Origin of the sequence: Paraburkholderia sp. BR14374, from assembly GCF_040948685.1 — a bacterium.
Classification (GTDB): domain Bacteria; phylum Pseudomonadota; class Gammaproteobacteria; order Burkholderiales; family Burkholderiaceae; genus Paraburkholderia; species Paraburkholderia youngii.
Genome location: NZ_JBFPKF010000027.1, coordinates 40,149 through 59,874, shown reverse-complemented (window position 1 = coordinate 59,874; position 19,726 = coordinate 40,149). Strand labels below are relative to the sequence as shown.

The following is a 19,726-nucleotide window of genomic DNA, read 5'->3' as shown; positions in this document are numbered from 1 at the left end:
GTGACGCGGATACTCGGCGATGCCGACGCGATGACGGTTGGCGCCGCTACGCAGCGCCAACCGTCATCGCAAAACATTCGGAGAGTGACAATTACCCGGGAGTAACATCATCCCGTGAGGCAACACGGTGCGCCAGCGTACTGGACGGCCCGCATGGTCTCGTTCGAACGTGGTAAGTTCGCTCGCGGAATATCCGATCCATGTATTTGAGGAGGGCCTCATCCTGCGTCACGTCATGGCTTGCCTGCTGAACACGGTCCGCGAAGCCTTGACGATCAGCGTCGGCGTGACAGCGGCCTGGTTAGGTGGCGCGCTGCTGCTCTACGCGCACGGCGCGGGCGCCGTCACCGACATCGATACTGGCACCGGCGCCGCTTCCGCTTCGGGAACCAACGCCGGCTTCGTCTCGCTGTATGGCGTGATCGACACGAGCGTCGAAATCACCGACCCCGGGTCGGGCTGGGTCGCGCGTATGGACTCGGGCGCATATCGCGGTTCGCGCGTCGGGCTGCATGGCGCGGAGCCGCTCGGCGGCGGCAACGCGATCGTGTTCACGCTCGAAAACGGCTTCGGCTCGACCGACGGCAGCCTGCAGGTGCCTGGCTCGATCTTCAATCGCCAGGCATGGATCGGCGCGAGCGGCGGCTGGGGCGAACTGCGCTTCGGCCGCCAGTATTCGCCAATCTATATTCCGTTCAAGGGCGATCTCGACGCGTTCGGCGCCGGCACGATCGCTTCGGGGCTCAACAACCTGTCGAAGATCACCCCATACGCGAACAATGCGGTTGCATATCTGTCGCCGCGCATCGCCGGCTTTAGCGCGACGCTGATGATGGCGATGCGCGATCCGTCCGAGAAGGACGGCAACGGTATCGACGGCTATTACGTGACCGCGTCGTATCGGTTCGACCAGTTGCATTTGCTGTACGCGCGCCAGCAGACCCACGGTGCCGGTGCACTGCGCGCGAATCTCGGCGGCGCGAACTACGCCTTCGGCAAGCTGCGCGTGTGGCTGTCCTTTTTCAATGGCGATGGCGGCGCGCCGGTCTATCACGGCGCGGGCGGCTCGCTATCGGCGCAGTACAGCTTTTCGAACAACGCGCGTGCGTCGCTCGGCTATGCGCACGTGCGCGACTACACGACGCCTGGCGGCAGCGCCGACCAGCTCAGCGCGGCATTCGAATACAGCATGTCGCCGACGCTGCTGCTGTACTTCAGCGCCGCGTATCTCGCGAATCACGACGACTCGAGCTTCACGCTGCGCGGCGTCAACGTGACCGGGCTGCCGGTCGCCTATCCGGGTGCGCCGGTGGCGGGTATTCAATTCGGTGTGATCGAGCGGTTCTAGCGCGGATCGCAATACGTGATTAATTGGTATGTGTCGAATGCACTTTTGATGCGACTGCCAATTGACGAGAGTGTCGGGCGAGTCGGAATTGCAAAAACTTCGCGAATAAAAAAAAGCCGACACAGTGTGTCGGCCTAAAGATTCTGGCATCCGAGGATGATGGCCAGAACCTGAGAGACATGGACCCGCAAAGCAGCGCCAGTGCGGTATTTCGGGGCGCCGCGATGCGCATCGACCAGCGTCGTACTTTAACGTTAGCTTTCGGCACGAGACGATTGAGAGCGCGTTCCGCCGACTGCTCTTCCTTCGAATGTCGATCCAGAAAGCATGGCGTGGAGTATAGCGTCGTCAATCGACTTTGTGGAACCGCACTTCGGCGAATTGGTTAATGCGCTTTTCCTGATGTTCAACGTCGTATGGTTGGATTTACATAATGCGCAATTCAACGGGAGCACGCCCGTGCGCTGACACGGTTCCGATAGAACAGGAAACGGGGCAGTGGCGCTATGCTAGCGGTTTCGTCTACTCGAGGAGCGACCGATGACCCAACATGCAGGTTCGATGATCACGTTCAACCGTCCCGACGGCAAGCAGCTACAGGGCTATCTCGCGAAGCCGGAAAAAACCGCCGGCGCGCCCGCAATCGTCGTGATCCAGGAATGGTGGGGCTTGAACGACCAGATTCGCGGCGTCGCAGATCGCCTCGCGAAAGCCGGCTACTTTGCGCTCGTGCCCGATCTGTATCGCGGCAAGTCGACGGTCGAAGAGGACGAGGCGCACCATCTGATGAGCGGCCTCGATTTCGGCGATGCCGCAACGCAGGATGTGCGCGGCGCGGTCCAGTATCTGCAGCAGCACGCTGCGAAGGTCGGCGTGACCGGCTATTGCATGGGTGGCGCACTGACGTTGCTCGCGCTGTGCAACGTGCCCGAACTGGCGGCCGGCGTCGTCTGGTATGGCTTCCCGCCGCTCGACTATATCGACGCGTCGAAGATCAAGGTTCCGGTGATGGGCCACTGGGGTCAGCAGGACGAGTTCTTCGCCGCCGACACCGTCGACGCGCTCGAAAAGAAACTCACCGACGCGAAGGTCGACATCGAGTTTCATCGTTATCTGGCGCGTCACGCGTTCGCGAACGAGACGGCGGTTGGGTCGGGCCGCATTGCGAAGACGCAATACGATCCGGTCTGGGCGCAACAGGCGTGGGATCGTACGCTGACGTTCTTTGGCCGCACGCTTTGGAAATGAGTTGGTGAATGGCGGAAGCGGACGGCCGCGCTGTTTTTTTGCAGCGCGGCCGTTTTCTTATGCAGCCTTTTCCGAGTTTGCGAGGTGCGCTTCAAACCCTGCGTGTTCAATGGCGTTGTCAACATGGCGGATGTGGACTATTTGATTTGGCGCAAACGTAGTTTTCCTTATCGGATGCATCTCTCGAGAATTGCATTTGAAAGCAAAGCCAACATAAAATGCTAAACGGTATTGGAATCCTCGGTTAAGTTGTAGAGCAGCACTTAACTTGGCAGACGGTGTCCGTTCATTTCGTTGTTCGGGACTTGAAAGCATCGTTCCCCCGGTCGGGAGCGGGCGACATCTTCGCTGACATTGTCTGAACGGTCGAGCACCGGCAAATACAGTTAAGTACCTACCTAATACCCAAGGTAAAATTCGCGAGCCCGAGGCAATACGCAGGGCGGCGAGCGTCCGGGCCAAGGGCCGGCTACGGCGTGTCGTTGAGGTAGACGTTCGCGTCGGGATATTCTGGGATATAATACGAAAATGAATACGATTGCGATCCTAGGCCGAGTGACTTCCGGCGAACTTCAGGAACTGGACGGCAGTGATTTCCCGGCTCAGGTGGCGGCAGAGACACGCAAACTGATCAACCGGGGAGTGCTTGCGCCCGGCTTCCAACTACGACAGTCCGATCTTGCCGAGCGCTTCGGCATCAGCCGGGTGCCCGTGCGTGAGGCGCTGAAACTGCTGGCCGCTGAAGGCATCATCGAACACGATCCGAATCGTGGGTTCTTTGTCGCCCAACTGTCGAGCGACGAGGCACGGCAACTATATCGGATGCGGCAACTGCTTGAAGCCGAATTGCTGATGACCATCGAATGGCCGACGGCCGCGCAGATGAAGCAACTCAAGGCAATGCTCGCGGATCTGGAGCATTTGCTCGGTGCGGGCAATCGCGAAGGCTGGATCGAGCAGCACCGCGCATTCCACGACATGATTTTCGATCTGTCACCGAACAAGGTGCTTAAGCGCGAAGTGCTGCGATTGATGCGGTTGACCGATCGCTATCGTGCACTGGCCGCAGATATCTCAGCGAACCCTGAACACCGCAATGCGAATATCGAGGCGCGGTTGGTGAAGGCTCTGCAGAGTAAGGATAAAGACTTGCTGCTCGCGACTTACGAAAAGGGCCGATCAATTGTTTTGAGCGGCTTGATGGCGGTGCTTGCGGCCAGAGAGACCTGATCGATCGATGGGGCGCCAACGGTGCCCCTTTTTTCATCTACAGCCGGTATCGCGCAACGTGTTTGTCATTTGACGCCCACGCAAAGACGCCTGCCAAATTGCTAAATTAATCGGACCCCCAGTTCGAGATCCAAAGCATGTCGTGGAAATCGACGGCCTTATTGGTTTGAAATTCACCGTAAGAACCCTGCGAATACAGTAGCGGGGTCTTTGCGTCCGTATTAATGGCGGTTCCCAATACGTGGCCAAAAATTACGGCATGCGTGCCGATTTCGACGATACGTTCGACGCTGCAATCGAAATTCACCATCGCCGTGGCCAACGCCGGGGCGCCGGTCCTGATGCGATTCCACGTGCCGGCCTGGAATTTTTCCTCAGGCGAGATAGGGCGAGAAAACCGTTGTGCCAATTCCTGCTCGCTGCGCGCTAGCACATTGACGACGAAATGACCGGTCGCCTGCACGTGCGCCAACGAGGAATTCGCGCGATTGATGCAGACGAGCAGGATAGGGGGCGCAGCACTCACGGAAGTCACGGCGGTTGCTGTCATGCCAGCAAGTGGACCGTCAGCGTCAGAACCGGTGGTAATCAAACACACGTGCCCGGTGAGACTGCGCATGGCGCGCCTAAATTCAGATTCTTCGATGCTCAATTGCGCCCCCAGGTCATCATAATTTGGTGACACTAAAAGAAACACGGGTGGCGTCCCAAAGACGGCCGCCCGTGAGAGAGACTCGCACCTCTCAGCTGGTTACTGGTCCCAGCCGAAGATACTGAGCGTGCTTTCGCCTGCCTCGAGCCGTTTCAACTGCTGTGCTTCTGCGGCCTCACGTGCTTCCGAGGCTGCAATAGCGGTTGCGACTTGCTCGCGCGGAATGCAGACGACACCATCTTCGTCGCCGACGATCAGGTCACCTGCATTGACGGTCACGTCGTCGAGTCGGATCGGTGCGTTGATCCAGCCGCGAGCGCCAAAATCTTTTCCGGTGCCGCGGATACAAAGTCCTCGGGCGAAGACGGGGAACCCGATCTCGGACAGCAGTCGCTGATCACGAACGCACCCGTTAATGACGAGACCTGCAAGCCCGCGAACCTTTGAGGCCGTTGACATGATCTCGCCCCAGTACCCATGCTCATAGGCTTCGCTGACCGACACAACCAGCACATCGCCCGGCTGTGCGGCGTAGATCGCCCGATGCAACCACAGGTTGTCACCGCCCGGCGAATGGACGGTCACAGCAGGGCCACACACCTGGAAACCCGGTGCCACAGGGTGGATTGCAGCCGGCAGCGCACCGATCTTTCCAGCCGCTTCATGCAGCGTGGCAGACGGCAGTTTGCCCGCGGCCTTGATCAGTTCGGTATCCGGACGTTGCATATCGAGGCGTGTGGTCTCCGCCGGCTTGAGGCGCGGGCCGGTCATGCCTTGCTCCCGGTGGTGCGCGTTTGCAATTGATGGTACTTGAACTGCTTGCGCGCTTCGTCGAGGCGCATGCCCGACGCGACTGCTGCACGAATCGCTTTTTCTGCTGCGTCGATTTCTTCCGCAGCGGCGAGCACACGCTCTTCGTGTTCTTTGGGAATCGAAATAACGCCATCGGCATCACCGCGTAGCAGGTCACCCGGAGCAACACGTACGTCGCCGATGTTGACCGCCACGTTCGTGGCTTCGACTTGCACGCGATCCTTGCCAGTGCGCATCCAGTTGTCCCTGGAGAACACCGGATAACCGAGCGACAGGCAGAGATGGACGTCGCGGTTGATGCCGTCGATCACCGTGCCGGCGATGCCGCGACGGTGTGCGATTTCGGTCAGGATGTCGCCCCAAACGGTGGCATCGGTGCGACCGCCGTTGTCGAGAACAATCACGCTGCCGGGCGGCACGTCGTCGATGAAGTCGCCGACCGTGCCTGCGGGCGAAGCAGCCGGGCCGTAGAGGATCGTGAATGCACGACCAGCCATGCGGAAGGACGGGTCACGGGGCTTGATACGGCTGCATTGGCCGTTGAGGCCGAGACGATCGAGAGCGTCGCTTAGCGTTGCCGTTTCAAGTTTTGCTGCACGTGCAACGTTCTTGTCTTGTTCGATTTCGGACATGACTAATCCTTAAGCATGAGTTCGTAGTTGCCGCCCATCACTTCGTGAATGGGGGTGCCTGCCAGTACAGCCTTCGCCATCAGAGCTTCACGCGCCACGATCGATTCGGCGGTTTCGATCACGCGTGCAACGTTGGCCGCGCTGATGAAGATCACGGCGCTGCTGTCGGCGATCACATAATCACCGGCATCGACGGCGGTACCGAAGACCTCGATCGGAACGTTGACGCCCTTCTCGACGATGCGACCGCGGGCAGTGCGGGCGGTGAACGCGTTCGCGAACACCGGCAGATCCATCTCGCGGGATTCGTCGATATCACGGACCGGGCCGTCGGCGATCACGCCAGCGATGCCGCGAACCTTGGCGCCCAACGAGAGGATGCCGCCCCACGAACCGGCTTCGACGCCCGTGCGCTGCTCGACAACGATCACGTCGTCGGCGCCGCCGAGTTCGATCGCGGTGGTGCCGAGGTGACGCGGCGGGCCCGGAGGCGGATCGCCAACGCCAAGTTTCATCGTGAGCACGCGACCTGCGATCCGCCTCGCGCCCGAAGCCTGCTGAACACCGCTGACGACACCGGTCAGACCGAGTTTGTCCAGCGCATCCGAGACGGCACAGCAGTCCAATCGCCGAAGGCGGTGGACGTATTCGTCTTTGCTTTTCATATCTTTGCTAATCCTTATTGCTGGTCCGGCGATTTCCAGTAGACGAAACCCATCGCGTTGCCGGTACCGGCTTCGCTGCGATAGCACGGCACGTAATCGACCACCGTCATGTCGAAGCCGATTTCGTCCATCACGCCAGCGACCGGAATCCAGTTCTTGATTTCCGACGTGCCTGCCTGGAAGATCGCTTCATCAAGTTCGAAGACCGGCGAGAAATCATGGTTCTTCATCGCGCTCAGGACCAACTGGTCGACGCGCTCGTCGATCACGAAGTGCGTCAGACCGCCCGAGGCGATGACTGCAACGCGTGCATCCGTGTCCCACGACTGGATAGCGCGACCGATCGAGCGACCGAACGCGTGGCAGCGGGCAACAGTCGGTTGATTCGGCGGGTAGAACGTGTTGACGAGCACCGGCACGGTCGGGATCACCTGATCCTTCATCAACTGACGGAACACGAACCCGAACGCGTGCGGCGTTTCGGTTTCCGACAGACGCTGAAGGGCTGCGACGTCGAACTGATCGTTCATCGCGGTCTTGATGATGTGCTTCGCGAGTTCGGGAACGCCGGAGTAACTCGCGGTGTCCGGCATATAGCCCGGCATCGCGTGACGCACACCCGGGGGCATCGTCTGAAGTTTCTCGTGGCTGATCATGTTGTTCACGATCGTCGGGCCACACATCACGCTGAGTGCAGGGATGCAATCGGTATCGAAGATTTCCATCTGATCGTTGCCGACGATCACAACGACGTCCGGCTTCGCTTCAGCGAGAACCCGCGCCATCTCCTCAATGGCTGCGAGACACTGGGCGTGCCTGGCTTTCCATACGTCGAGCGTGATCTGGTTCCCGAGGTTCTCGGCACGCCGATAATCGACGAGTTCATCGAAGGACCACTCACGGCCCTCGAAGTGATGCTTATTCAGTCGGTCATCGGGTACACGAGCGCCCCAGGTTTCAGGCGGCGTCACGAGCATGGGACCGTGCGATGTCCCCATTCCCAGTACGATTTTTGCCATGGTTTCGAGTCCTGTGGGCGCCGGGAATTATTCGTAATCCGCGAGGTCGAGCTTGAAGAAGTCGCGGGCATTGCCGAAGAAGATCTTGTCCTTCTCCTCCTGCGACAGCCAGTCGAAGCCCTGGATGTACGGCTTGATGTCGTCGAACGTGCGGCCCGTATCCGGATTGATCGCCGAGCCGACGCCCGGGCACTCGGCACCGAACAGGCAGCGATCGGCACCCACGGTCTTGATCAGCAGTCGCAGCGACTCTTCCGAGTAGAGCACGGTGTCGTAATACAGGTTGCGCATACCTTCGAGGAAGTTGCGGCCAGCGCGTGCGGCACCCGACTGGAAGCGACCGATCTGATATGGGATCGAGCCGCCGCCGTGCGAGATCATGATCTTCAGCTTCGGGAAGTCCTTGAATACGTTCGAGTTGACGAGGTTGAACACCGCGATCGTTTCTTCATTGATGAAGTGAACGGTGTAGGGCGAGCGAGCCGAATGTGAACCCGTAGCGTGGATGTGCGCCGGAATGTCGAGTTCGCACAGCTTTTCGTACAGCGGATACCAGTAGCGCTCACCCAGCCCCGGGGCTTCGCTGCCGCTGTTTTCGAACGGATCGGGGTTGAGCAGCACGCCCTTGAAGCCGAGTTCCTTCACGCCGCGTTCGAGTTCCGGCAACACCGTTTCGATCGGGTCACCCGCAACTTGCGGCAGGCCGCCGACACCGATAAAGCGCTTCGGCAGCAGCTTGACCGTGCGCGAGATGATGTTGTTCGTTTCTTCGGTGAACCAGTGTACGAGTTTGCCCGGCTTCTGGCTGTGCATCATCTGGAACGGCCGCGGCGACAGCAGCTGGACGTTCGTGCCCACGCGATCGAGCATGTCGATGTGGCCGACCGGCGCCATTTCTTTCTTGTTGGCGTAGTGCAGGATCTCTTCGTCCGTCACTTCCGGCATCCTGCGACCATGCTCGCCGCGATGCGAGAGGATATGTGCCTTGTAGACCCAGAGTTCGGCGGGCGCGCTGACGTGACCGTGGCAATCGATAATCACTTACTTGTCTCCTTGACTTAACGTGAGATGTGGGCGACGTCGTCGCCCGGTGTTCTACTTACAGATCGAGGACGAGACGGTCGCCCTTACAGCCAGAACAGCAAATGATCATCGTGTTGTTCGCAGCCTTTTCGGGCTCCGACAGAATGGCATCGCGGTGATCCGGCTGCCCTTCGAGCACGCGGACTTCACACGCGCCGCACACGCCTTCTTCACAGGAATAGGAAATGGGGATTCCCGCGTCGCGCACGACGTTGAGAATCGTCTTGCCCTGCGGGACCGTCAGGGTTTTTCCGCTCTTGCGCAATTCGATGACGAAGTTTCCATCGAGCGCGGCTTCCTGCTTCGCGGAGAAGTATTCGACGTGAACCTGTTCCTGAGGCAGCGATGCACACGCGGCTTCGAACGCCTCGAGCATCGGGCCGGGGCCGCAGCAGTAGAAGTGAGCGGTAGACGGTTCGTTCTTGACGACGTCCGCGATGTTAAGGAATGTGCCGGCCTCGGCATCGACGTGAACCAGCGCGCCTTCGAAGCTTTTCAATTCCTCGGCAAACGCCACGTCGACGCGTTCACGGCACGAGTAATAGATACGCGGCGATTGGCCGAGTTCTTTCAGACGACGGGCCATACACAGAATAGGTGTAATCCCGATGCCGCCGGCGACCAGGACGGTGTGCGCTGCATCTTCATTGAGCGGGAAATTGTTGCGAGGTGCTTCGATCTGGATGAGATCGCCGACACGCATCGTTTCGTGCATATAGCGCGAGCCGCCGCGCGACTGCGGATCGAGTTTGACGCCGACCACGTACGAACGCTGTGTCAGGCTGTTGCTGTATTCCAATAGCGAGTACTGACGGGTCAGGCCGTTCGGCAAAACGACTCCGACGTGAGCGCCCGGTTCCGCCCCGGGCAGCAGGTTGCCCTCGGGGTCTTCGAACGTGAAGGCCAGCGTGTTCCGGGCCAGATAGTTGATCGCCGTCAAACGCAGGGTCATCACTTCATTCAGTTGTTCACTCATGTCACCTCCAAAATCGTAGAACGCGGAGAACCGCGCAAACGGCGCGCAAGAATCACACATCACGCTTCCTTGTTTAAAAACATCTGACGTCAGAATCACGGGGCACTGAAAGTTCCGTGGGCCGTTTGACGCGTAATTCTTTTTTGCATATTATTTGGCCTGACCAGAAAAAAGTCAAAGCCTCTTCGGCGCACAGTCTGGCGGAAGCTGTAGCGACTACGTTTCTGAGGAAAACAGGCGACATCACACGGGGTATTCCCCTAGGGAGGAGAAATGATCGCAGTTCTGACCACCAACGGTGGAACCGTCACGTACGGTGAGGGTGCGGCAACCACGCTGTTGGTCGCCACTATTCGCGGCATGCTCGTGTTCGAGCGTGCCGACGCCAATGCGCCGTGGAAGCTCACGCGCAAGGCGCTGGAAGATCGCCACGTGAGCGCGCTGCTCTACGTGCCGAAAGCGGGTCTGTTGTTCGCGGGCGCACACGGCCAAGGCAGTCTGTCGGTCAGCAAGGACCTCGGGCTGACGTGGGAACCGGCCAACAACGGGCTGAACAGCACGCATATCTACACGATGGCGCAGCAGGAGCGCGATGGCCGTACCGTTCTGTTCCTGGGCACGGAGCCGTCCGCGCTTTATCGCAGCGACGACCTGGGTGCGACGTGGGTCGAAATCCCCGAGATGATGACGGTGCCGGACCAGGACAAGTGGACGTTCCCGCCGCCCCCGCACATCGCGCACGTAAAGAACATCGCGTTCCATCCGGCCGAACCGGAGACGCTCTATATCTGTATCGAACAGGGCGCGCTGCTCAAGACGGTCGATGACGGCAAGACATGGACCGAGCCGCGTAGCTACGAATCGGAAAACGACAAGTTCTACCACGACAACCACCGCGTGCTGATTCGTCCGTCCAATCCCCGGCAGATGTTCATGTGCGGCGGCGAAGGCCTGCACTACAGCGCAGACGCAGGCGAGACGTGGGTGCACCTGATGACCCGTCAAGACCTCATCGGTTATCCCGACGCGATGTTCATCGATCCCCGCAACGAAAACGTGCTGTATCTCGGTGGCCCGGGCAACGCGCCGCGTGACTGGGGTGCACGGAAGTCGGCGGATGCCACGGTTCTCAAGAGCACCGATGGTGGCGTCACCTGGGACCATATGCGTAATGGTTTGCCCACGGAAATCATCGGCAACATCGAGGGCATGGGCCTCTATCACTGGGACGACAGGATCATGCTCATCGCCGGTACCGCGACGGGCGAGATTTACGCGACCGAGAACGACGGCGAAAGCTGGTACGCGATCTCGGAAGACGTGCCGCCGATCTCGAAGGGTGGTCACTACCGCTGGTTCCTCGATGCCAAGGAACGCATGAACGTCGAAGGTCGTTACGGCCGCAACGAACACTGACCCGGCCACATCGGCTAAACAAAAACTATTCTGCGCGCCGGTTCCTCGAGCGCGGCGCAGCAAGCCTTAACAGGAGAACGCCTTGAGTCGTATTGCTAGTCACGAGGACGCCCTCGCTATCGCTCGCGGTTTGCACGACGTGATTCGTTCACGTGTCAAACAGACCGAAAGCGATCGCGTGGTGCCGAAAGAAACCATCGACGCACTACGTGAGTCGGGTCTTTTCAACATCATCACGCCGAAGTCGTTTGGCGGTTCCGAGCTGGGCTTCACGACGCTCGTCGAAGTCACGGCAGAAATCGCGTCGGCTTGCGGTTCGACCGGTTGGGTGTTCGGCGTGCTCGCCGGTCACAGCTGGATGCTGAACCTGTTCCCGTTGAAAGCACAGCAAGACGTGCTGGGCAAAGGCCACGCTCTGACGGCTACGGTGTTCCGCCTCGGCGGCACGATTACCGAAGTCGACGGTGGCTACAAACTCGTGAACGGTGAAGGGCGTTTCTGCTCCGGCATCGATCACGTGGAGTGGGTCATCGTCGGCAATGCGGTGCAGCGCGAAGACGGCCCGCCCGAACCGCGTTTCTTCGTGATCCCGCGCTCGGACATCCAGATCGTCGATGACTGGCACACCGCAGGCTTGCGTGGCACCGGCAGCCGCACGATCAAGGTCGCCGAAGCGTTCATCCCGGCACACCGTTCGGTGTCCGTCAAGGAAATGATGACGGGCAATGTCGAAGGCGCCGATGCCATGCGTGCTCCGATCTATCGGATGCCGTTCCATAACGTCACGCCGTTCTCGCTGATCGGTGCGCCCCTGGGCATGGCACGCGCGGCAATCAAATCATTCACCGAAGGTCTGGCGCCACGTCTGAAGGCAATGCCGGCTGACCAAATGGCAGAGCAGTCCGCAACGATCGAACGTCTCGCACACGCGACGGCGGATCTCGACGCCGCCTATGCGTTGATTCTCGAAGACACACGTCGCATTGACACAGCAGAAAGCGCAAAGTCGTTGACGCCGCTCGAATGGTCACGCATTTCCCGCGATTGGGCATATTCGGCGCAAACGGCTCGTCGTGCGGCCAACAGTTTGTTCGAAGCCGCGGGTGGCACCAGCATCTATAACGCGTCGGACCTCCAACGAATCTGGCGCGACGTCAATTCGGCCGCGCAGCACTTCGCATTCACGTGGGACAGCGCACTGACGAGTTATGGACGTCAGGCACTCGATCTGCCGCCTTCGAACTTCGGCCCCGGTCCTAAGAAATAGGAGTTACCAATGAACGTGGATGATCTTCATTCAATCGAGGATTACTCGCCGGAAACGCTGCGTCAGATTATCGAACGGGTGGAGAACTCGCGCACGTTCGAACAGATGATTTATCGCGAGTCCGAACTGGACGAAGTCTGGCGACTGCTCGACAACGATATCGCTGCGGAAGCACGGAATGCCGCGAACTCGGCCGAAGGGCAGAACCTCGTGGCGCTGCGCAATCTGGTCATCGAAGCGCACGACCTGATCGGCAACGAAAGTAACACCGTAGACGCTCGCGAGCGACTGCTAAAAGCGGTCGCACTCGTTTAAGGCCGACGGGGGATTTCGGTCTCCCACGCAAATTCACACATAAGAGATTAGGAGCAAACATGCTTTCCCGTGAAGACAACGACGTTCTGACTCAAGTAGGAAAAGGCACCCCGAACGGCGACATGATTCGTCAATTCTGGATTCCGGCGCTGCTCGCATCGGAAATTCAGGAGCCGGGCGGTGCGCCCAAGCGCGTGCGTCTGTTGGGCGAAGATCTCGTGGCGTTCCGCGACAGCGATGGCAAGGTCGGCCTGCTCGAAGAACAGTGCCCGCACCGTCGTGCATCGCTCGCGCTGGGCGACAACTCGGAAGGCGGTCTGCGTTGTCTGTACCACGGCTGGAAGTTCGCGGTAGATGGCCAGTGCATGGACACCCCGACCGAGCCGGAAGATTCGAAGCTGTGCTCGCGTATCAAGGCGATCGCGTACCCGGTGCGTGAAGTCGCTGGCGTGATCTGGACGTACATGGGCGACCCGGCGAAGGTTCCGCAGTTCCCCGACTTCGATTTTCTGTCGTACCCGGCAGAAAAGGTCGCAGCGTTCAAGGTTCTCGAAGACTGCAACTACGCTCAGGCCGTCGAAGGCACGATCGACTCGGCACACGCGGGTGTCCTTCACCGCGAGCAGCCGTGGTCGGCACCGGCGAAGTACGAGCACGAGCGCGATCTGCGTCCGAAGATCGAAGTCGAATACACGCTGTATGGTTTGCGCTACGCCGGCGTCCGCAATTTCCGGGAAGAAGGCAAGCTGCACGCACGCGTCACGGAAGTGATTCTGCCGTTCTTCACGCTGATCCCGCCCGATGGCTTCGGCGTCCGCAAGAACCGCCGCATGGCCAACGCTTTCGTTCCGCGCGATGACGAATCGACGTGGCACATCCAGTGGTTCTTCGACGAAACCCAGCCGGTCGATATCGAATATCGCATCCAGGAAGGCGGTCACTGGGTCGACGAAAACTTCCGCAAGGAACTCAACATCGACAACTGGTACAAGCAGGACCGCGAAGCGATGAAGACCTCGTCGATGTCGGGCATCAAGGGCATCCTGACGCAAGACCACGCAGTCAGCGAAACGCAGGGCCGCATCCTCGACCGCACGAAGGAACACCTCGGCACGTCGGACGTCGCGGTCGTTGCATGGCGTCGCCAGATGATTCGTTCGGCACGCGCGTATGCACAAAGCGGTGAACTGCCGAGCGTGCTGACGAACACGATTCCGTGGAATCAGATTCACGCTTCGACAGTGATCTTCCCGAACGACCGCACGTGGAAGGAAGAAGTGCCCCTCAACCCGGACGTCGCTCTGAAGGCCTGAGGTTCGCATGATCGTCGATAGCCACGCTCACGTATCGCCTCATTGGTATGAGCCCGTCGAGACGCTGCTCGATCAGATGAATGAATACGGTGTTGGTCATGCCGTGCTCACGCAGATGATTGGACAGACGGATAACCGGTATCAGCAGGAATGCGTCAAACGATTTCCCGGCCGTCTGTCGAGCGTGGCCTGGGTCGATGTCGAGGACCCGGACGTTGCGAAAACGATCGAATCGCTGGCCCGTGCCGGTGCCAGCGGTATTCGATTGAGACCATCGGCATGTCTTGTCGACGGTCGCCTTCCCGAGGCTTGGCGCGGTATCCAGGCCTCGGGATTGCCAGTGAGCTGCGTTGGATCTGCTGAAGCATTCAACGCGCCGGGCTTCATTGAATTGATCACCAAATTGCCGGGTACGACGATTGTCCTCGAGCATCTTGGCGGCACCAGCACGCCGGCTTCAACGGATGAAGCGCTGGCGCAGCGCCGCCAGGTGTTCAAACTCGCGGCGCTCCCCAACGTGATGCTGAAAGTACCGGGCCTTGGCGAACTATTGCCTCGCGATTCGAAAACATGGCAGCAGGGCCGGCCGTTTGGCGATGCCCGTCCTACGCTCCTACACGAAGCAGTTAGCGCGTTCGGCGCTGATCGTTTGATGTGGGGCTCTGACTTCCCCGTCGTGAGTTCACGCGAGGGATATGGTCTGGCGTTGAAACTCACGCATCAGGCACTCGCGGGACTGACGAATGACGATCTCGACGCGATCTTTGGCGGCACCGCCCTGCGCGTATTTTCGAAAGCCTGAGATTGAAAAACTAGTAGGAGACAGACATGACGAAGAAGGTATTGGCCGCGGTCAAGACGGATGTCGAGACCACCGAATTGCGTGAATTCGATTATCCGCAAGTGCGCCCCGAGACCGGCATTCTGCGCATCGAAGCCAGCGGCGTCGGTGGCAGCGATCCCGAGTTGTATCGCAAGGCCGGTCACGTTCCGGTGATCATGGGCCACGAGAACGTCGGCACGATCGAAGAAGTTGGCGAAATCGCGGCTAAGCGGTGGGGCGTCAAGCCCGGCGACCGCGTTGCTCTCCATGAATACCTGCCGTGCTGGAATTGCGAGTGGTGTATGAAGGGCGATTTCCGTCTGTGCATGGAAGTCGATTTCTTCAACGTGAAGGATCGTCTGAATACCGATCGATTCGGCATGTCCACCGCCAACAAGCCGCCGCATCTGTGGGGCGGTTACGCGCAGTACATGCACATGCCGCTCAACACGGTGATGCACAAGATTCCCCACGACATGCCGGCCACGCATGCGACGCTGGCCGTGCCGTTCGGCAACGGCGTGCAGTGGGCGTGTCTTGACGGTGGCGCAGGCCCCGGCAAGGTCGTGCTCGTCTTCGGTCCTGGCCAGCAGGGTTTGGGCTGCGTGCTGGCGGCAAAGGCCGCTGGCTCTTACACGGTGATTCTCGCGGGTATGACGCGTGACCAGACTCGTCTCGATCTGTCGCTGCGCCTTGGCGCCGACTACGCGATCAATGTCGAGACGCAAGACCTCGAAGCCGAAGTGATGCGTATCACGAAGGGCCGTGGCGTGGACGTCGTTGTCGATACCACGGGCGATCCCAAAGGCGAAATCGTCACGCAGGCGATCGCGCTGGCAGCGAAGGGCGCCTACCTGAGCCTGAACGGCCTGGAACAGCACGTGCCGATCGGCGAGATCAAGAAGCGCTATCTGACGGTGCGTGCACCGCGTGGCCGTAGCTATGCGGCTGTGGAACTGGCACTGCGCTATATCGGTTCGGGCCGCTATCCGATCGACGAGGTGTGCTCGCACACCTTCGGACTCGCACAGACACACGAAGCGATCCTGGCGACGGCCGGGCGTGGCGTCGAAGGCGCTATCCACGTCTGTGTCGATCCGTGGAAATAACGCCCTACCGTTTGTTGATATCGAATTTTACAGAGAAGGTAACGTCATGATCGACAGTCACGCCCACCTGATTTCCACGAACGTGGAGAAGTATCCGCCGTCGCCTTTGAGCGGCACGCTCGAAGCCAACGCATTCGACAACCCGGTGACGGCCGAACGCCTGATCGACCTGCTCGATGCAAATGGTGTCGAGAAGGCGCTCGCGGTCCAGCGCGCTCACCTCTACGGCTTCCACAACGACTATGTGGTGGATTCCGCAGAGCAATATCCCGATCGTCTGCGGTCGCTGTGCATGATCGATGCACTGGCCGACAACGTGGAAGAAACCGTGCGCTACTGGGTTGGCCAGCGTGGCTCGGTCGGCATTCGTCTGACGGAGCCGAACAAGGGCGCGGACTCGAGCTGGTTCGCGTCGAAAGAAGCCATGCGTGCATGGTCGGCTGTGTCGGATCTCGGCGGCTCGGTGCGCCTGCACTTCTATCGCTGGAATCGCGCCGCCGCGCTCGAAGCGCTTCGAGACGTCGTCAAGCAATTCCCGAACACGCCGGTCATTCTCGACCACTTTTCGAACATCGTCGGCGAATCGGGCGCACCGGACTACGGCGTGGACGAAGCGCTGCTCAAGTTCGTCGACTCGCCGAACGTCTACCTGCTGTACTCGATGATCAACCTCGGCAAGCTGAAGGCACTCGAGCTGCCGGCAGCGCCCGTCGTCGAGCGTGTCGTGCGGTCGTTCGGAGCCGACCGCGTGATGTGGGGTTCGGACATCGCGCAGTCGAAGGGTGAGTACAAGGATATGGTTCAGTTGGCAAAGGATTCAGTGTCGTCGCTCTCTGAAGCAGATCAGCGCAAGGTCCTGCACACGACCGCTGAACGCGTGTACTTCAGCTGATATTTGCCCACGTGGATCCGGCGTTCCAACCCAAGAAAAAGCGGGACGCCGATTCTCGCATTTAAGGGTATCCCCGAGTCTTGTCGAGCGGTGCTACAAGATAAGATAAAGAATACCCAATTGAATACTTTCGGCGATCGAGCGCGGTAGATCCGATCCGGGGCAAGTTGGGTCGGCTGTACCGCATATGTCAGGCACTACGCTCGATTTGTCCGTTCTCGATTCTCTCTGAGGAGACATCAAATGAAATTCCTTCGGAACTGTTGGTACATGGTTGGCTGGTCGAGCGAGTTCTCGGCTACCGACATCGTCCCGTTCACCGTGATGGACGAACCGCTGGCGCTCTATCGCAAGGACGACGGCACGCTCGTCGCTCTGGAAGACCTGTGCCCGCACCGTTTGGCGCCGCTGACGGTTGGCCGCAAAGAAGGCGACGAACTGCGCTGCATGTATCACGGCCTGAAGTTCGCTGCCGATGGTCGCTGCACCGAAATCCCAGGCCAGGAGCGGATTTCGTCGAAGGTCTGCGTGCGCAGCTACCCGATCGAAGAAAAGCACGGTGCCGCGTGGGTCTGGATGGGTGACCCGGCAAAGGCCGACGTCGCACTGATTCCGCCGATCGAAGGTCCGGATAGCGACACGTACTCGATGGTCTGCTCGAAGTTCGTCATGAACGGCAATGCAGAACTCGTGGCCGACAACCTGCTCGACCTGTCGCACGCACCGTTCATTCACGAATCGACGTTCGGTGCGAATAACAAGGTGTCGCTGAAGGTTCAGAAGGATGGCGAGACCAAGCGCGGCACGACGGTTCTCGAACGTGGCGTCGTCGCCGATCGTTGGCACATGGGCCGTCCGACGAACCCGTATTTCGATCTGCCTTCCGACGATAACGTGGTCAGCACCTTCCTGGTGCCGGGCGTCTTCATTCTGAAGATCAACTCCTTCGCACCGGGCGTTCAAGATCGTTTCGTCGACGGTAAGCCGAACGAGCAACCGATCTTCCGTCGCTGCACGTGCCAGATGATTACGCCGATCAACGATACGCAATCGATGTTCTTCTACAACTTCGGTCCGGATCATGAGCACGCCGATCTGAAGGAACACGCATTCGTAATCGCCGACGCGGCATTCGCCGAAGACAAGGCAATCATCGAAGCGCAGCAGGCAATGATCAAGAAGGTGCCGGGCCGCAAGATGATCATGCTGGCGATGGATCAGCCGGTGCTGCGTTACAACGAGATTTATGACGGCCTTCGCACGAAGGAAGAAGCCGAGCAGGCAGCATCTCCCGCAGCCTGAGCAGCTCAACCCCGCGCCGGTATGTTTAGAGACACGATGGATAACGAAAAGATGGAAGTGAACTGGACCGAGCCCCAATGGGATGAACAGGCCGATATGGTTGTGGTCGGCTATGGCGGTGCGGGCGCAACGTTCGCGTTCGCTGCCGCCGAACAGGGCGCTGACGTGCTTATCCTCGAAAAGGGTGCGCAGGGTGGCGGTAACTCGGTCTGTGTGGCGGGTGGTCTGATCATGACCTCCGTCGATGAAGAAGAGTCTTTCAAGTATCTGAACTGGTTGTGTGCAGGTCAGACCGAGGAGAGCGTTCTTCGTCATTTCGTCGCAAGTCTCAAAGACATACCCGCGTTCCAGCACAAACTGGAATTGCCGCTCAAAGACAACCCGCAGCCGTTCTCGGCGCCGGGTTTCTTTCCCGAGTTCGCGGGCGCTCCGGGCGCCGAGAGCATCAAGGGTATGAGCGTCGTGGCCGCGCCAGGCGGCGCAGGTCTCTATAACGCGATCTCGGCTCAAGCAGAGAAGGCGGGTGCACGTGTCAAGTACAGCACGCGTGTTACGCGTCTGATTCAGCATCCGGTGACGCGTGCGATTCTCGGTGTCGAAGCCGAACGCGAAGATGGCACGACGATCACGATTCGCGGTCGCAAGGCAACGGTGCTGGCCAGCGGTGGCTTCGAAGCGAACGAGGCCATGTGCAAGCAGTTTCTCACCGCATGCCCGATCTATTTCCTGGGCAGCCCGAATCTGACCGGCGACGGCATCCGCATGGCGCAGGAAGTCGGTGCCCAGCTGTGGCACATGAACGCCGTGGCAGGCCCGCTCAACATGGGCATCAAGACTAAGGAAGGGTACGTCTATGTCACGTATGACCTTAACAAGGTAGCGGGTTTCGGCTACAAGTCGGGCGCGTTCAAGGACGGCGGCAGTCTGCTGTGGGTGAACCGACAGGCGAAGCGCTTCCACAACGAAACGATCGACACGTCGGTCGTTCAACACGGGTTGGCGAATCGCGACACGTGGCTAGCAACGACCCCGGGCATTCCGGAATTCACCAACGTGCCGGCATTCCACATCTTCGACGAAAAGGTTCGGGCCGGTGGCGCGGCGATGACCACGCTGAATTCGCGCGTGCCGCCGTGGAGCCAGGACAATCTCAAGGAACTCGAAGAAGGTCTGATCATCAAGGCCGATACGCTCGAAGAGCTGGCATTGAAGTGCCAATGGCCGGAAATCCCGGGCGTGACCAAGGCCGGTCACCTCGATCCCCAGGCACTTCGTGAGACGGTCGAGCGCTATAACGAGCAGTGCCGTCTGAATGCCGATCCCGAGTTCGGACGCGAGACGTTCCTGGTGCCGCTCAACGACAAGGGACCGTACTACGCGATCGGACCCATGCTGCCGACGTACCTCAATACCCACGGCGGACCGAAACATGATGCGGGGCAACGTGTTCTCGATCATCAGGACAAGCCGATTCCCGGTCTCTATGCAGTCGGGGAGTGTGGATCTTTGTGGGGTCCGTTTTACAACTCGATGGGCGATATTGCGGAGTTCATCGTATCAGGCATGACAGCAGCGAAGACGGCACTTTCCGATAGCGAGGATCGGAAGCTTCGCTGATTGATT

19 protein-coding genes are annotated in these 19,726 nt (G+C 59.6%); 12 read left to right on the top strand and 7 right to left on the bottom strand.

Annotated features, from left to right (window positions below):
• The first annotated feature begins 169 nt into the window (after positions 1–169).
• The 3 genes from AB3X86_RS34405 (at position 170) to AB3X86_RS34395 (ending at position 3,826) form a co-directional block, all read left to right on the top strand.
• Positions 170–1,348: a porin gene (locus AB3X86_RS34405; RefSeq protein WP_368599409.1), complete on the top strand. Its 1,179-nt coding sequence runs from the start codon at positions 170–172 to the stop codon at positions 1,346–1,348.
• Positions 1,349–1,888: 540 nt separating this feature from the next.
• Positions 1,889–2,596: a dienelactone hydrolase family protein gene (locus tag AB3X86_RS34400; RefSeq protein WP_368599408.1), complete on the top strand. Its 708-nt coding sequence runs from the start codon at positions 1,889–1,891 to the stop codon at positions 2,594–2,596.
• A gap of 528 nt (positions 2,597–3,124) precedes the next feature.
• The gene (locus AB3X86_RS34395) at positions 3,125–3,826 is read left to right on the top strand and encodes a GntR family transcriptional regulator (protein WP_368599407.1); all 702 of its coding nucleotides are present in this window, start codon (positions 3,125–3,127) and stop codon (positions 3,824–3,826) included.
• A 106-nt stretch (positions 3,827–3,932) separates the two neighbouring features.
• Here the strand turns inward: AB3X86_RS34395 and AB3X86_RS34390 are convergent, their stop codons facing one another.
• The 7 genes from AB3X86_RS34390 to AB3X86_RS34360 form a co-directional block, all read right to left on the bottom strand.
• A complete protein-coding gene (locus AB3X86_RS34390; protein WP_246391938.1) occupies positions 3,933–4,478 on the bottom strand; it encodes a flavin reductase family protein in 546 nt (181 codons plus the stop codon).
• 99 nt (positions 4,479–4,577) lie between these two features.
• Positions 4,578–5,249 carry a 4-carboxy-4-hydroxy-2-oxoadipate aldolase/oxaloacetate decarboxylase gene (locus tag AB3X86_RS34385; RefSeq protein WP_368599406.1) on the bottom strand — a complete coding sequence of 224 codons (672 nt, stop codon included), beginning with the start codon at positions 5,247–5,249 and terminating at the stop codon, positions 4,578–4,580.
• Positions 5,246–5,923 (bottom strand): RraA family protein, encoded by a 678-nt coding sequence (locus AB3X86_RS34380; protein WP_368599405.1) that lies wholly within the window; start codon positions 5,921–5,923, stop codon positions 5,246–5,248. Before AB3X86_RS34380 ends, AB3X86_RS34385 begins: the two co-directional genes overlap by 4 nt.
• A gap of 2 nt (positions 5,924–5,925) precedes the next feature.
• Entirely contained in the window at positions 5,926–6,588 is a 663-nt protein-coding gene (locus AB3X86_RS34375; protein ID WP_368599404.1) for an RraA family protein, read from the bottom strand.
• A 14-nt stretch (positions 6,589–6,602) separates the two neighbouring features.
• Positions 6,603–7,607 carry a protocatechuate 3,4-dioxygenase gene (locus AB3X86_RS34370; protein WP_368599403.1) on the bottom strand — a complete coding sequence of 335 codons (1,005 nt, stop codon included), beginning with the start codon at positions 7,605–7,607 and terminating at the stop codon, positions 6,603–6,605.
• A gap of 27 nt (positions 7,608–7,634) precedes the next feature.
• Complete coding sequence (locus AB3X86_RS34365; protein ID WP_368585469.1) at positions 7,635–8,648, bottom strand: amidohydrolase family protein; 1,014 nt, start codon at positions 8,646–8,648, stop codon at positions 7,635–7,637.
• Positions 8,649–8,706: 58 nt separating this feature from the next.
• Positions 8,707–9,666, bottom strand: coding sequence for a PDR/VanB family oxidoreductase (locus AB3X86_RS34360; protein WP_176125476.1), 960 nt, complete (start codon positions 9,664–9,666; stop codon positions 8,707–8,709).
• 273 nt (positions 9,667–9,939) lie between these two features.
• Between AB3X86_RS34360 and AB3X86_RS34355 the strand changes: the two genes are divergently transcribed.
• The 9 genes from AB3X86_RS34355 (at position 9,940) to AB3X86_RS34315 (ending at position 19,720) form a co-directional block, all read left to right on the top strand.
• Positions 9,940–11,082, top strand: coding sequence for a glycosyl hydrolase (locus tag AB3X86_RS34355; protein ID WP_368599402.1), 1,143 nt, complete (start codon positions 9,940–9,942; stop codon positions 11,080–11,082).
• 82 nt (positions 11,083–11,164) lie between these two features.
• The gene (locus AB3X86_RS34350) at positions 11,165–12,349 is read left to right on the top strand and encodes an acyl-CoA dehydrogenase family protein (RefSeq protein WP_176368713.1); all 1,185 of its coding nucleotides are present in this window, start codon (positions 11,165–11,167) and stop codon (positions 12,347–12,349) included.
• Positions 12,350–12,358: 9 nt separating this feature from the next.
• Positions 12,359–12,664, top strand: a complete 306-nt coding sequence (locus tag AB3X86_RS34345) for a hypothetical protein (protein WP_176106749.1) — start codon at positions 12,359–12,361, stop codon at positions 12,662–12,664.
• A gap of 59 nt (positions 12,665–12,723) precedes the next feature.
• Positions 12,724–13,977, top strand: coding sequence for a Rieske 2Fe-2S domain-containing protein (locus AB3X86_RS34340; protein WP_176368715.1), 1,254 nt, complete (start codon positions 12,724–12,726; stop codon positions 13,975–13,977).
• Positions 13,978–13,984: 7 nt separating this feature from the next.
• Positions 13,985–14,779 (top strand): amidohydrolase, encoded by a 795-nt coding sequence (locus AB3X86_RS34335; protein WP_368599401.1) that lies wholly within the window; start codon positions 13,985–13,987, stop codon positions 14,777–14,779.
• A gap of 26 nt (positions 14,780–14,805) precedes the next feature.
• Positions 14,806–15,909, top strand: coding sequence for a zinc-binding dehydrogenase (locus AB3X86_RS34330; RefSeq protein ID WP_368599400.1), 1,104 nt, complete (start codon positions 14,806–14,808; stop codon positions 15,907–15,909).
• 46 nt (positions 15,910–15,955) lie between these two features.
• A complete protein-coding gene (locus tag AB3X86_RS34325; protein ID WP_176125424.1) occupies positions 15,956–16,801 on the top strand; it encodes an amidohydrolase in 846 nt (281 codons plus the stop codon).
• A 243-nt stretch (positions 16,802–17,044) separates the two neighbouring features.
• Positions 17,045–18,103, top strand: a complete 1,059-nt coding sequence (locus AB3X86_RS34320) for a Rieske 2Fe-2S domain-containing protein (protein ID WP_368599399.1) — start codon at positions 17,045–17,047, stop codon at positions 18,101–18,103.
• Between the two features lie 36 nt (positions 18,104–18,139).
• Positions 18,140–19,720, top strand: a complete 1,581-nt coding sequence (locus AB3X86_RS34315) for an FAD-dependent oxidoreductase (protein ID WP_368599398.1) — start codon at positions 18,140–18,142, stop codon at positions 19,718–19,720.
• Positions 19,721–19,726: the final 6 nt, after the last annotated feature.

Bases quoted from the DNA above. Each gene is read 5' to 3' on its own strand.
- AB3X86_RS34335 (WP_368599401.1), top strand. From the start codon at position 13,985: ATGATCGTCGATAGCCACGCTCACGTATCGCCTCATTGGTATGAGCCC.
- AB3X86_RS34380 (WP_368599405.1), bottom strand. From the start codon at position 5,923: ATGTCCGAAATCGAACAAGACAAGAACGTTGCACGTGCAGCAAAACTT.
- AB3X86_RS34400 (WP_368599408.1), top strand. From the start codon at position 1,889: ATGACCCAACATGCAGGTTCGATGATCACGTTCAACCGTCCCGACGGC.
- AB3X86_RS34385 (WP_368599406.1), bottom strand. From the start codon at position 5,249: ATGACCGGCCCGCGCCTCAAGCCGGCGGAGACCACACGCCTCGATATG.
- AB3X86_RS34360 (WP_176125476.1), bottom strand. From the start codon at position 9,666: ATGAGTGAACAACTGAATGAAGTGATGACCCTGCGTTTGACGGCGATC.
- AB3X86_RS34315 (WP_368599398.1), top strand. From the start codon at position 18,140: ATGGATAACGAAAAGATGGAAGTGAACTGGACCGAGCCCCAATGGGAT.
- AB3X86_RS34355 (WP_368599402.1), top strand. From the start codon at position 9,940: ATGATCGCAGTTCTGACCACCAACGGTGGAACCGTCACGTACGGTGAG.
- AB3X86_RS34345 (WP_176106749.1), top strand. From the start codon at position 12,359: ATGAACGTGGATGATCTTCATTCAATCGAGGATTACTCGCCGGAAACG.
- AB3X86_RS34325 (WP_176125424.1), top strand. From the start codon at position 15,956: ATGATCGACAGTCACGCCCACCTGATTTCCACGAACGTGGAGAAGTAT.
- AB3X86_RS34330 (WP_368599400.1), top strand. From the start codon at position 14,806: ATGACGAAGAAGGTATTGGCCGCGGTCAAGACGGATGTCGAGACCACC.
- AB3X86_RS34375 (WP_368599404.1), bottom strand. From the start codon at position 6,588: ATGAAAAGCAAAGACGAATACGTCCACCGCCTTCGGCGATTGGACTGC.
- AB3X86_RS34340 (WP_176368715.1), top strand. From the start codon at position 12,724: ATGCTTTCCCGTGAAGACAACGACGTTCTGACTCAAGTAGGAAAAGGC.
- AB3X86_RS34370 (WP_368599403.1), bottom strand. From the start codon at position 7,607: ATGGCAAAAATCGTACTGGGAATGGGGACATCGCACGGTCCCATGCTC.
- AB3X86_RS34320 (WP_368599399.1), top strand. From the start codon at position 17,045: ATGAAATTCCTTCGGAACTGTTGGTACATGGTTGGCTGGTCGAGCGAG.
- AB3X86_RS34395 (WP_368599407.1), top strand. From the start codon at position 3,125: ATGAATACGATTGCGATCCTAGGCCGAGTGACTTCCGGCGAACTTCAG.